Genomic DNA, 13,855 nt, shown 5'->3' with positions numbered 1-13,855 from the left:
GAATTTACTTTTAATTTCCTCCTAGATTATAAACTATATTTATACCACCGTTAATTGCCTGTCTAGGAAAAGTGGTTGATATTGCATATCTAGATGTTTGATGGTTGTAATAAAACGATGCTGTTAAATTACTACTCAATGTATAATCTGCTGTAAATTTAATAGAAAATAATCTTTGGCCACCACTAATTTGGTCATTATCTTCATCTATATATCTTATTTGTGTTAAATTGTCTCTAAGAGAAACATCTGTTCTTAAATTAATATCACCTTTTAATGTTGTTTTTTTACCAGTAAAACGTGTATTCATTTTTACATCTTTAAATACATATCCTAAACCAATAATATATTCTTTACCAGCAATATCTGTTAAAGTACTGTTGTTAAAGTTCATTGTTAAAGTTCTATCTCTTTTAATTTCTCCTCTAAAAGAAAAAGAGTTTTTCATTTTCATGTCTACTTTAATTAATGGCGAAAATTCATCAACCAAAGTTGCACTGGCTATTAGTTTTTGTGCTTCGTAATTACCAGCAGCATTTGTTTCTGTAAAAGCAGTATCTTCTTGGTATTGTAAATTATTTGTAAAACTAGAAATAGTGTAAGATGATCTATATCCATGTGAAACAACAAAAGAAGAAAAGTTCTTTTTAAACCATTTCATCTTCATAAAACCATTGTAACGTAATGTCCAATTAGGAATTGGTATATTTCTAAACAAACCTGTACTTACTTTATTTGGACTTTTACCTGAATAAGCAGCAATAAAAGCAGGTAATAAAACTTGCTGACTATTTTCTCCAAAACCATCTGGATTTACTGTTGGGTTTTCTGTGGCGAATCTGTTTGCAATTACACTTCTATAGTCTTTCATTGTTTGAAATAGAGCATCACCATTTGTAAATGCTGTAGAAAACATAGAATGACTTGTACTAAAATTACCTGTTTCGAAAGTATCAATATCATAATCTATTGTTCCAGTTGCAGTTCCGTTTTCAATTACATCTAATTGCTGAGAAAGATTTTTGGTTTGTATTTTATTACCTCTTATATCAATATTTAGATCTTTTATAGGTTGTACTGTAAAAGAATAATCTAATTTATTATAGTGAGTTCTACTATAAGTTTTGTTGTAATAAGCGCTTTCATCAATATCTGATGTACTTGGGTCATCAGTTAATGCTCTTGGATTTACTAACCAACCGTTTGTAAGCGCTTTATTTCTAATATCTACTTGGCTACCAAAAGCAAATGCAGTAGGTGAGCCTCCTAAAAAGCCAATACCTTCATCATAACCTTGTAAATATTGTCCGTTATTTTCTGTGTAACTTATTTTACCTTGTTTTACTGATGTTATAATACCCCAAGTTGTTTTTAAAATCTTTTTACCAATAGGTAAATTTTTCTTGGGTTTTATTCTTGCAATATTTTTTCCTTTAGCATTTTTACGTTGCGATTTTGTTAATAATAATTTTTCGAAACCAATGCTTTTGTATAATTTCTCGAAAGAGAAAGTAGTATTTATATTATGTGTATTTGCATTCTGAATTACGTTACCTATTTGTTCGGCTATAGTTTCGTCTTGTGATGATACTTGCCAGTCAAAATCTGCTGTATAAGCATAATCTGCTTTCATAAAACTTAAGAAAGGAAACTTATCTAAAGGTAATTGGTAAGTACCATTTAATTTTTGATGATATTGGTTTGGTCTTCCTGTGTTAAAGAAATTATCAAAAATTTGTAATTCTTCATCACTACCAAAAGCATCATAAATGTAGCTATTACTAGCGTTAAAATTCATTTGTAACGATTTTGTTAAATCGAAACCAACTGTATAATCCCAATCGAATAAAAATCGACGTTGTTTTAATTCTGGTTGTGCAGATAAACCTTCTACCAAATTTCTAGATTGTTGCTCATTATAACTTCTATTAATTCTAGAGTTTATGGCTAATGTAGAAGGTATTGGATTTATGTTTAAGTCTTTAATGAACTTCCAATATTTACTCTTAAATTTCTCTGAATTTTTAAAGAGTTCTATAGGTTTAGAGTTAAAGTTAAAATTGTAAGCAGCAGAAGCCATTACATTTTCGTTAATGTATTTTTCTATATTATAGTCTCTATGAAATTCTTTGTTATGAGAATAAGAAACCGCTAAATTTTCTACATCATAAAACTTAGGTTTTTTACTAGAATTAGGGTTTCTGTTCTTTTTTACATTGATGAAACTTATGCTAGTTCTTTTAGTGTAATCTCTAGAAAACTCACTATTTGGGTTTTGTTCAATAGCATCTACTAATTCTACATCTTGGTATTGAGGATCGTATTTTGGATCTATAAAAGTTTCTCCTACACTATAACTCATTGGTATTTGAATTCCCCATTTTTTTGGAGTTAAAACTTTACCTAAGCTAATACTTGTAGAAACATCATATTGTTTTGTTTCGTCTAAAGTACGTTGGCTAACTCTATCTTCTACATTACCAAAACCAACAGTTTCCATACTACCAGCTAAAGATACATTTGCAATATCAGCAAAATTAGCATCAGCATTAACAACTGCAGCCCAACCACCTTCGTTGTCAAAACCAGCAGAACGTAATTCATTAAACCAAATTTCTCCAGATTTATTAATAAGGCTAGTGTTTTTTAAACCTAATACAATTGTTTTTAATTGTGCTAAAGTTGGGTTTCCTTTTACTGTAATTGTATAAGATAAATCAGTTTGTTCTACAGAAGTATAAGGTTCACTAATTGCAGCTCCTATAGCATCTCTTTCTAATTTAACTTTACCTAATGCTTCTAAGATTACATCTAAATTGTTTTCTTCTGGCCAAATATCTAATTGACTATTACCACCAGAACTTACAGTTAAAGGGAGTTCTAATTCGTAATAGTTTTCTGTTAAATCTGTTCCTAATCTAATAATACCTGCAAAACCTTCATCACCCTCTAAATGCATAAACATTTTAAGGTTTTTAAAACGCCTTAAATCTACACTTATGTTTTTGTAAATGGCTCTAGTTTTATTTGGCTCTAAGTTTGTAACGCTTAAGGTTACAGATTGCTCGTTTTGTAATTGTACAGATGTAGAACCTTGCAAGCGTTCACGCTCAATACCTGGTGGTTGTATGTAGCTACCATTATTTTGTTCTATACTTACCACACCAACTTCAAAATTTTCTAATTGGGTTTGGTCTAAATCTATATCTGGATCAATTGCTGGGTCTATAGTTTTTGTATAACGTCTCCAATCTCCACGTACCAAATCTAATTCTCCAAAACGAATAACAACTGGCATTTTAAAGTTGGTTAAATACATTCTAACAAAACGAATACTATTAAAGTCCGAAATTCCGTTTACAGAAGTTCCGTTTCTAATAGGTACTCTAAATTGATACCATTTTGTTTCTTGTGTATTTCCGTTTTCTAGAGTTACAGAAGTTGTTTTTTCATCAACAATATAATTTCTACCTTCTTGTAATTCATTTCTATCCATAGAAATTTTATACTCGTAATAACTCTCAACAGTGTTCATTGTCTGATCTTTGTTGATGTCTTCTACATCTGGATAAGTTGTAGAAGAAGTAGGGTAGGTTTCTGGTGATTGATTTAAAGTAGGTGAATTACCTTGAGTGTTGTTATAATCTTTATACCTACTAATTATAGATGCATTTAAAGCATCTAAATTACCACCTCTAAAAAATTGAAAGTTATCTGCTGCAGGATCTGCTAAACTACCATAAACCCCAATGTTTGCTAAGGTGCTCTCTTCAAGATCATTTAAACCATCAAAACCAACATCTTGATTTGTTCTTGCTGTATCATCTTCGCTAAAAGCATAAATAATTGAGGGGTTTTTAGGTACATCTCCCCAAATTGTTCTGTTTACATTAACCGTATTTGTTTTAGCTCCATCTTCTGGTAAACCATTCTCGAACATTTTACGATTATCTTTTACAATGTCTTCTGAAATGTTACCTAAATTGATGTATAAATCACCAACTTGATTTGAAACATCATCAGGGTTTACACCTTGTGGTAATCCTTCTGCTTCTGTTATAGAATAATTTTGATAAGGATCCATTACCCAAAACTGAATATACTCAACATTAGCTTGGTCAAAATTATTGGTGTTTAAAGGACGCATAATTCCACCCCAATTTTCTTCTGGTTTAAGTAATGTAACTTTATTATTGGCAATATCAATACTTGCTTCAGTTGTGTTTTGGTTAAAGTTATAAGAACCTCTTTCTTGTGGAAAATAAGCTAAATCTAAAGTTCTTATAAGAGTATTTTGTGTGATGTCAAATTCTTGATTAGGAAAAAGTTCGCTGTAATTAATCTGTCTTGTTTCTGCTCTAGATTGTTCGTCTGCATTTATGCTAGATGGAGTATCACCTAAACCATAAAAAATTTGATCTATACTATACCAAGCTAATTTCCCTCTATTATTATTGTAATCTAAATCGCTACTATTACCATTAAATTTATCATCGGTTTCGTTTCTTGGTGTACTTGCTTCATACCAATCTAAGGCAGATAATAAACTAATGGGTATTTGAGAAGCTTCAAAATCATCAATATAAGAAGTTGCAGCACCTGTAACATCTATTCCACTTGGTGTGCCTGGTAATAAATAGGCCATATCTGCTCTAACAGATAAATTAGAAGGCACATCTGTATCTACAAAAGGTAGTTTGTTTGCTAGTTTTGTAAAATAAGGTACTTCTGTAGAATAATCAATATTAAACCCAAACATAGTATTGTTTATAGGTTCTGACCCAAAATTAATTTTAGCAGTTAATGGTCTTTCGTTTACATTTAATACAGTTGCACCAACAATTAACTCATCAGAAAATTTATGTTCTACATCAACACCCATAAAGGTTTTTCTTTGTTGATTAAATACAGCATTATTTTCTGTAGATACATTTATAGGTGTATCAGAAGCTTGTAATCCTGGATCTAGAATTTGTACTTTACCCAAAGAATAATCAACCACATAATCTATACCTTCTACTAATTGTCTTCCATTAGCAGTTACTGTTACAGAACCTCTAGGCACATTAAATGCACCAATTGATATACCTCCTGAACTTTCTGATTTAAAGTAACCTTTTAAATAATACTTGTCTTTGGTTTGAAAGTTGTTTTTAATGTTTGTTTTGGTGTTTAAATATAACTCTTTAAAAAGGTATTCACTGTCTACAGTTTCATCTAAACCAATATCACTAGAATTACTTGTATCTAAAACCAAATCATTACCAAAAGGTTCAGGTTCTGGAAAAATAACATAACCGTTTTCAGAGATTACTGTTATACCTTCTAGGTAATCAAAATAACCATCTGCAGTTCTATATTGACTTTGATCTAATTGATCTAATTGAAAAACTTGAATTAATGGTAGATTAGCTATGTTAGCCGTATTTGCATTTTGTAAAACATTGGATGCTATACCTGTATCATCATCTCTATATTGAATCTCGAAACGAAAACCATCTTGTTCTAAAGGATATGCACCTAAAGCATAAACGTTTTTCATCATTAAACGCCAAGTAGGAAAAGACTCTGTTTCTCCTGTAGTTGTATTTTCACGATTGGTTTTTAAAATTTCTGAGCGTAATAATTTAACAGCTAAATTATCTGGAGATTGTATACCATCATTAGAAAATTCACCAACTTTAAACGATTTTTCAGTAGTTCCGTTTACAGAACCAGCAACAGTATATTCGTAAGCAACTGCTAAAACTTCACCATCATTTAATCTTCTATTTAAAGAGATATAACCTAATTGAGAATTTAAAGTGTACTCGCTAGTACTTAATTTTCTAGCATTTTCTAGCATTGAATAATCTGTACCTGAAGTCATGTTAAAGTTACTACTTAAGGTGTTTTCTACATCAGAAACATCTCTAATACCTGCTAAAACAGCATCAGTATAAATATTATTGGCATTATTTTGAGGTAAATATAATTGTTGACCACTTGCATTAATACTAATAGGGCTAGTAGAGTTTGTAACATTACCAGAATCTGCTACCAAATTACTATAAAAATCATTATTTGCATTTGGGTTGTCTGTTTCACCAAGATCTGCAAGAGCAACAATACTTCTAAAATCTTCTGTTGTAGCAGTTCTATTAGTAATCCAAACTTCTATTCTTGTAATATTAACTTGGCTACTAATTAATGGATATTGTTTAAGAGAATTGGCATAATTATCAATAAAAAATTGCGATAAGAAAAAGTGTCTGTCATTATCATAATCTGTGGCCAATAATTCAAATTCTTCTATAGAAGCACCAGCTTCTGAAACAACAGTTTTACTTTCTGAGTTTTGTTGAGAAAAAACTGCAGTAACACTTGTTTTACCAAATTGTAATTGTGCTTTTACACCAAATAGACTTTGTGCTCCATTTATTAAAGAGTTTTTAATTGGCATTGCAATGTTACCAGCTTCAATACCCTGAATTATATCATCTTCAGTAGGTGAATAATCAATTTTTACTAAGTTCTGAAAATCGAAAGTAGATTGTGTGTCATAATTTGCAGTAAACTCTAAACGTTCACCAACTTTTGCACGAATACTTGCATTTATTTGTTGATCAAAATCGAAAGTAAAACTACTTCTGTTTTCTTCGGATATTTGTGGGTTTTCTGTATTTTGATAAATAGCACCTAGTTTTAAATTCAGATTACCAGTTGGTGTTACTTTTACAGTGTTACCACCAAAAATAGATTCGAAAAACTTAGAATTCACATAATATTCTGGTAGTAAATCTTTTTGTGCAGCTGCAGCACCTTTTTTCTTACTATTGGTAGCACTTACTTTGTCTTTAAAGTACTGCAACATATCTCTTTTTAAACGATATTGTGCGTATTCTCTTTGTGTTAAAAAAATAGGAGTTTTGGTATAATAATCACCAATTTTCTCAATAATTACGTATTTATTTAATGCTTTATCAAAAATGACTTCCTTTTCTGCTAAATCATCTAAGAAAAGACCTCCTTTTTGGGTGTTGTTAAAATCGTATCTAAGGTTTAAAGTGTCTTTTTTTACTTCTGATGAATCTTTACTTTGTGTAGTTTGTGCGTATACTGATAAATTTACCGAAAAAGTAAAAAGAACTATTGCAATTATTTTTTTTAATAATTTAACCAATTGACTATAAGTTTTTTAAAGCTAGTTTTATGATTTTTTCTACTGATGCATCAGGGTTTTCTTTTAAAACAGCGTTTACAACTTTATCAGATTGTTTTTTATGAAAACCTAAAACTTCTAAAGCAGATAACGCTTCATCTTTGTTCGTATTGCTTGTGTTAACAGAAACTTCATCAATATCAAACGTTTTTAAAATTTTATCTTTTAAGTCTACAATAACTCTTTGTGCTGTTTTTGCACCAATACCTTTTACAGATTGTATTAGAGCTACATTTTCTGATGCAATTGCATTTTGTATTTCTTCGGATGTCATAGAAGAACACATTGTTCTTGCAATACTTGGGCCAACACCAGAAACTGAAATTAATAGTTTAAAAACTTCTCTCTCAGTTTTGTTGATGAATCCGAAAAGCGTGTGAGCATCTTCTCTAATAGATAAATGCGTGTATAAAACCACATTTTCATCTGCAGGTAAACTAGAAAAAGTATTTAAAGAAATATGTAATAAATACCCAACTCCATTACAATCTACAACAACTTCTGTTGGGTTTTTTTCTACTAATCTTCCTCTTACTTGTGTAATCATAGTTTTTTTCTTGGCTCTAAAGTACTATTTTTTATTCTTTTCTCTCTGCTGTGCATCAACACAAGCTAAAGCAGCCATATTTACCATTTCATCTACACTAGAACCTAGTTGTAAAATGTGTACTGCTTTATTTAAACCTAAGATTACTGGTCCAATAGATTCAGCACCTTCTACTTGTTTTAATAATTTATATGTTATGTTCGCAGACTCTAAATTAGGAAAAATTAAAATATTAACTTTTTTACCATTTAATTTAGAAAAAGGAAACTCTTTGGCTAACATTTCTGGGTTTAATGCAAAATCCGCCTGGATTTCTCCATCTACAACAGCGTTTGGGAAATGACGATGAATATATGAAACAGCTTCTCTAATTTTTTTAGATGTTTCTGTGTTCGAAGATCCAAAGTTAGAGAAAGACAACATTGCAACATTAGGTTTCATACCAAACATCTTTGCTAGATTAGATGTCATTTGCGATATTTTTACCAAATCTTTAGCACTTGGATTAATATTTATGGTAGTATCTGCCAAAAAGATTGGGCCTTGCTTAGTTAACATTAAGTTACATGCAGCTACTTTAGAGATACCTTTATCTTTTTCAATGAGTTCTAAAATTGGCTTAACAACAGTTGGGTAAGGTCTAGAATAACCAGTAATTAAGGCATCTGCTTCGTTTTCATTAACCATCATTGCTGCAAAATAATTACGCTCTCGCATTAATTTTTTTGCTTCATTTAATGTTCTTCCTTTACGTTGTCTTGTTTTCCAGTAAGCTTCTGCAAAACGATTTATTCTTTCTTTTTCTTGGTCTGTTTTTGGGTCTAAGATTGGCACATCACCAGTAAAACCAATTTCTTCTTTTAAAGCAAGAATTACATCTTTTCTACCTAATAAAATAGGGTCTCCTAATTTTTCTTCATGTACTCTTTGTGCAGCTTTAAGAACATCTAAATGGTCTGCTTCTGCAAACACAATACGTTTACGATTGCTTTTTGCTCTATTGTGTATTAAACGTATTTCTTTACTACCAGAACCAGAACGTTCCATTAATTCTTCTCTGTATCTATCCCAATCTGTAATAGGTTCTAAAGCAACTCCAGAATCCATAGCAGCTTTTGCAATTGCTGGTGGAATTTCGTAAATTAATCTAGGGTCAAAAGGTTTAGGTATAATATATTCTTCACCAAAAGCTAAACTAACTTCATCGTAAACAATATTTACTTGTTCAGGAACTGTTTTTTTAGCCAAATCAGCTAATGCATGTACAGCAGCCATTTTCATTTCTTCATTAATTTTAGTTGCTCTAACATCTAAAGCGCCTCTAAAAATAAATGGAAAACCAAGTACATTATTTACTTGGTTAGGATGGTCTGATCTACCAGTTGCCATAATAATATCATCTCTAGTAGCAATTGCTAATTCGTACTCAATTTCTGGAGTAGGGTTTGCCATTGCAAAAACAATTGGCTTTTTTGCCATAGATAAAAGCATTTCTGGTGTCACAACATTCCCCATAGATAAACCAATAAAAACATCTGCATTTTGCATAGCTTCCTCTAAAGTATTTAAATCTTGTGAGGTTGCAAATTCTGCTTTTTGTGATGTTAAATTGTCTCTATCTTGCCTGATAACACCTTTGCTATCGCACATGATAATGTTTTCTCTTTTTGCACCAAGTTTTAGGTACAAACGAGTACAAGAAATTGCAGCAGCTCCAGCACCATTTACTACCATTTTAATTTTAGAAATATCTTTTTTTGTTATTTCTATGGCATTTTTTAGTGCAGCAGCAGAGATAATTGCAGTTCCATGTTGGTCATCATGCATTACAGGAATGTCTAATTCCTCTTTTAATCTTCTTTCTATCTCAAAAGCTTCTGGGGCTTTTATATCTTCTAAATTAATTCCACCAAAAGTTGGTGCAATTGCTTTTACAGTTTCTACAAATTTATCTACATCAGTAGCGTCTACTTCAATATCAAAAACATCAATATCTGCAAAGATTTTAAACAGTAAACCTTTACCTTCCATTACAGGTTTAGAAGCTTCAGGGCCAATATTACCTAGACCTAAAACTGCAGTTCCGTTAGAAATTACAGCAACTAAATTCCCTTTAGAAGTATATTTATATACGTTGTTTTTATCTTTTTCAATTTCTAAACAAGGTTCTGCAACACCAGGCGAATATGCTAATGTTAAATCGTGTTGAGTTGCATATTTTTTAGTAGGTACCACTGCTATTTTACCTGGTTTTGGTTTTGCGTGGTACAGTAAAGCTTCGTGTCGTTTTCTAGAATCGCTCATGAATTTTTTATATTTCTAAGTAGTTCACAAATATAGGCTTTTCATATAAAGAGCAAACTATTTTTAACTTTTTAGAAGATCTAATTTTGTTGTAAATTATTCCATTTGATACGTAACTAAACATCAAATTTTATCAATTTAAAAGTACAGGCAACTTTTGGTATTGTTATTGTGTCTTATTTTTAAGAAATTATTGTAAGTTGTTTAACAAATTTTAAAGATTTGCTTAGGCAAGAAACTTTAAGTTTGTGAAAATCAACCAAAACTAAACTATGAAAAAAACATTACTACCATTTCTGTTATTGATTTCATTAATAGCAGTAGCTCAAGTAAAAGGGAAAATTACAGATGCTAAAAACGAACCACTTTCTTTTGTTAGTATTTATTTAGATAAAACTACAAAAGGTACAACTTCTAATGATAATGGAGATTATTTTTTAGAAACCAATAAGTTAGGGAAACAAGTTGTCGTTTTTCAGTTTTTAGGATATAAAACATTAAAAAAAGAGGTAAATATTACTTCTTTTCCTTTTGAGTTAAATGTAAAACTCGAACAAGAAAATATTCAATTAGATGAAATTTCTATCTCTACCAAAGAAAATCCTGCAGATAGAATTATTAGAAATGTAATAGCTAATAAAGATAAAAATACAGATAAATATGCAAATTATACTGCTAAATTTTATTCTAGAGGATTAACCAGAATTAAAGATTTACCTAAGAAGTTTCTTGGCCAAGAAATGGGAGATTTAGGTGGAGGATTAGACTCTACAAGAAGTGGAATTGTTTATTTATCAGAAACTTTTTCTAATATATCATTTCAGAAAAAACCAAAGAAGTTTAAAGAAATAATAACGGCTTCTAAGGTTTCTGGAGAGGATAATGGAGTAAGTTTTAATAGGGCAGAAGAATCTGATATTAATTTATATGATAATAGTATAGAGATTTTTAACAATTTAATTTCGCCTATTTCTACGAATGCTTTTAGTTATTATCGTTATAAATTAGAAGGTACTTTTTACGATAAAAATGGTAAACTCATCAACAAAATAAAATTAATACCAAAACGTAAAAATGATCGTGTTTTTCAAGGTTCTATTTATGTTGTAGAAGATGATTGGGCTTTGTATGGTTCAGATTTAACAACTACAGGAGTTCAAGTAAATTTGCCTTTTGTAAATTCTTTAGGTGTAAAACAAAGCTATAATTATTCTGATAAAGTTGATGCTTGGGTTCTAGTAACGCAGACTATAGCTTTTGATATTAAGTTTTTAGGGTTTAAACCCCAAGGAAAATTTTCTTATGTGTATTCTGATTATAATTTTAATCCTAGTTTTAATGAGAATACATTTACAAACGAAGTTTTGTCATTTAAAGAAAATGCCACAAAAAAAGATTCTGTTTTTTGGAACACTTTAAGACCTGTGCCTTTGACCAAAGAAGAGTCTCAAGATTATGCTTTAAAAGATAGTATAAAAGTAGTTCGTAAATCAGAGAAGTTTTTAGATTCCTTAGATAATAGATCTAATAAATTCAAATTATTATCTCCAATAACTGGTTATAGTTATAGAGATACTTACGAAAAATGGTCTTTGTCTTTTAGTGGTTTAATAGATGATTTTGGTTTTAACACTGTTCAGGGGTTTAAGACTTCTTTAGGAGCAAGTTATTATAAAAGGTTAAATGATGAAGGAAAATGGTGGAGTGTAGGTTTTGATGTAGATTATGGTTTTTCTGATAAAAGAGCTAGACCTACTTTTTATTTTAGTAAAAAATGGAATAATTTTTCTAGACCTAGAATGTACATTACAGGAGGTGTTACAACAGCTCAATTTAATAGAAGAAATGCAGTTAAACCATTAGATAATTTTGTATTATCTTTATTTAGAAGACAAAATGTACTTAAGATTTATGAAAAGGAATTTGCAAGAATTGGTTTTTCCGAAGAAATTAAAAACGGTGTATTTTTCTCGTCTTCTTTAGAATATGCGAATAGAAAACCACTTTTTAATACTACCAATTATTCGTTTGTATCCGAAGAAAAATACCAACCTTATACTTCTAATAATCCTTTAGAACCAGATAATTTTACAAGTTCTGTTTTTACAGCACATAAAATTGCAACATTAAATATGGGGTTAAGATTTGTATTTGGTCAAAAATATTTAACCTATCCAGATAGTAAGTTTAATATTGGAAATGAAAAATATCCTACACTAAGTTTAAATTATAGAAAAACATTTGCAGCTGATAATGCTGAGTTTAATTCAGATGTTTTAATTGCTACTTTAAGACAAGATGTAAATACAGGTAATTATGGTGAGTTGTTTTATAAAATTAGAGCAGGTGCTTTCTTAAAAAAGAAGGATATACCGTTTATGGATAATTTACAAGTTGTAGGGAATGAAATGTTTTTTGTAACGGATGTTAACAGAAAAAATAATTTTGGTTTGTTAGATTATTATCAATATTACACAAATGATAAATATGCAGAAGCGCATATAGAGCATAATTTTAAAGGCGCTATTTTAGGTAGAATTCCGTTGATAAATAAATTGAACTTTCATTTAATAGGTAGTGCAAAAACAATGTTTATGTCTGATGCTAAACCTTACTCAGAATATGCTGTTGGATTAGATAATATTGGTTTTGGTAAATGGCGTTTGTTACGAGTTGATTATGTGAGATCTGTAAATGGTGGTAATCGAAAAAGTGGATGGTTGTTTGGTTTAAATATGTCTTTCTAATCATTTATCTTTGTTGATTATGAAAATAAAAACACTTTTTTTCGGAATTACATCAGATTTGGTGAGTGCATCAGAATTACAAATTGAGGTTGATGAAAATTCATCCGTAGAAAATTTTAAATCTGTTTTAAAAGATGAGTTCTCTGCTTTAAAAAATATCAATTCTTATGCAATTGCTGTAAATGAAGAATATGCAGAAAATGAAACTCTTTTAAAAGTAGGTGATGTTGTTGCTGTAATTCCGCCAGTAAGTGGAGGTTAAAATCTTGTAATAGATTTTTTATCTTAAATACTTTTTATCAACATAAAAAGTACCAAAAGGGATAACTGAGCAAAGTAAAACAATACCTAACGTTTTGCTGTTCCAGTTCATTTCTTTTTTAATTACAATAGCTAAAACTATATAAAGCATAAAAAGTAATCCATGAGGCATGCCTAACATTTTTACATAACTATCATCACCTTGAAGATATTTAATAGGTGTTGCAATAAATAATAAAAGCAGGTAAGATATTCCTTCTAAAAAACTAACAATTCTAAATATACTTTTCATTTTGATGTTCTAAAAATAATAAAGTACAAAGATACATTATGAATGATTACTTTTGTTAAACTATGCAGAGAACTTCGATAAAAATTACATCAGAAAAATTAGATTTACAAGAATGTTACCATTTTGTAGAAGATGATTCTTGTGGAGGAATATCAGCATTTGTAGGCACTGTAAGAAATGATACACAAGGCAAAGAAGTAAAACAGCTCGATTTTTCTACTTACAAACCAATGGCGATTAAAGAAATGCAAAAAATTGCAGATTTAGCTTTAGAGAAATTCGAAATCAAAAAAATAGCCATTCATCATGCAGAAGGCATGTTGCAAATTGGTGCAATTCCTGTTATTATTACAGTTTCATCAAAACATAGAAAAGCTGCATTTTTAGCTTGTGAGTTTGCAATAGATACTTTAAAAGAAACTGTACCTATTTGGAAAAAAGAATATTTTTCTGATGGAGAAGTTTGGGTAAATGCACATCCTTAGTATTCAGTATTCAGTATT

At 30.0% G+C, this 13,855-nt stretch carries 7 protein-coding genes; 3 read left to right on the top strand and 4 right to left on the bottom strand.

From position 1 onward, the window contains the following. Positions 1-10: 10 nt before the first annotated feature. The 3 genes from sprA to KO506_RS03595 are packed head-to-tail and all read right to left on the bottom strand — an operon-like array spanning position 11 to position 10,052. Positions 11-7,162, bottom strand: coding sequence for a cell surface protein SprA (gene sprA, locus KO506_RS03605; protein WP_215993525.1), 7,152 nt, complete (start codon positions 7,160-7,162; stop codon positions 11-13). 4 nt (positions 7,163-7,166) lie between these two features. Then, entirely contained in the window at positions 7,167-7,748 is a 582-nt protein-coding gene (ruvA, locus tag KO506_RS03600; RefSeq protein WP_215993524.1) for a Holliday junction branch migration protein RuvA, read from the bottom strand. A gap of 24 nt (positions 7,749-7,772) precedes the next feature. Continuing rightward, positions 7,773-10,052, bottom strand: coding sequence for an NADP-dependent malic enzyme (locus tag KO506_RS03595; protein ID WP_215993523.1), 2,280 nt, complete (start codon positions 10,050-10,052; stop codon positions 7,773-7,775). A gap of 272 nt (positions 10,053-10,324) precedes the next feature. Here KO506_RS03595 and KO506_RS03590 point away from each other — a divergent pair, with 272 nt between their 5' ends. Both KO506_RS03590 and KO506_RS03585 read left to right on the top strand, forming a co-directional pair. Beyond that, positions 10,325-12,799, top strand: coding sequence for a DUF5686 and carboxypeptidase regulatory-like domain-containing protein (locus tag KO506_RS03590; protein WP_215993522.1), 2,475 nt, complete (start codon positions 10,325-10,327; stop codon positions 12,797-12,799). A gap of 19 nt (positions 12,800-12,818) precedes the next feature. Continuing rightward, positions 12,819-13,061: a MoaD/ThiS family protein gene (locus KO506_RS03585; protein ID WP_215993521.1), complete on the top strand. Its 243-nt coding sequence runs from the start codon at positions 12,819-12,821 to the stop codon at positions 13,059-13,061. Positions 13,062-13,079: 18 nt separating this feature from the next. Here KO506_RS03585 and KO506_RS03580 read toward each other — a convergent pair whose 3' ends face one another. Further along, positions 13,080-13,352 (bottom strand): DUF3817 domain-containing protein, encoded by a 273-nt coding sequence (locus KO506_RS03580; protein ID WP_215993520.1) that lies wholly within the window; start codon positions 13,350-13,352, stop codon positions 13,080-13,082. Positions 13,353-13,414: 62 nt separating this feature from the next. Between KO506_RS03580 and KO506_RS03575 the strand changes: the two genes are divergently transcribed. After that, a complete protein-coding gene (locus tag KO506_RS03575) occupies positions 13,415-13,837 on the top strand; it encodes a molybdenum cofactor biosynthesis protein MoaE (protein ID WP_215993519.1) in 423 nt (140 codons plus the stop codon). Positions 13,838-13,855 lie beyond the last annotated feature (18 nt).

The sequence above is a fragment of the Polaribacter vadi genome (genome assembly GCF_018861005.1).
GTDB lineage: Bacteria > Bacteroidota > Bacteroidia > Flavobacteriales > Flavobacteriaceae > Polaribacter > Polaribacter vadi_A.
Note: the sequence above shows the minus strand (reverse complement) of the source record. Positions and strands in the feature narration are given on the sequence as shown.

Bases quoted from the DNA above. Each gene is read 5' to 3' on its own strand.
- ruvA (WP_215993524.1), bottom strand. From the start codon at position 7,748: ATGATTACACAAGTAAGAGGAAGATTAGTAGAAAAAAACCCAACAGAA.
- KO506_RS03595 (WP_215993523.1), bottom strand. From the start codon at position 10,052: ATGAGCGATTCTAGAAAACGACACGAAGCTTTACTGTACCACGCAAAA.
- KO506_RS03590 (WP_215993522.1), top strand. From the start codon at position 10,325: ATGAAAAAAACATTACTACCATTTCTGTTATTGATTTCATTAATAGCA.
- KO506_RS03585 (WP_215993521.1), top strand. From the start codon at position 12,819: ATGAAAATAAAAACACTTTTTTTCGGAATTACATCAGATTTGGTGAGT.
- KO506_RS03580 (WP_215993520.1), bottom strand. From the start codon at position 13,352: ATGAAAAGTATATTTAGAATTGTTAGTTTTTTAGAAGGAATATCTTAC.
- KO506_RS03575 (WP_215993519.1), top strand. From the start codon at position 13,415: ATGCAGAGAACTTCGATAAAAATTACATCAGAAAAATTAGATTTACAA.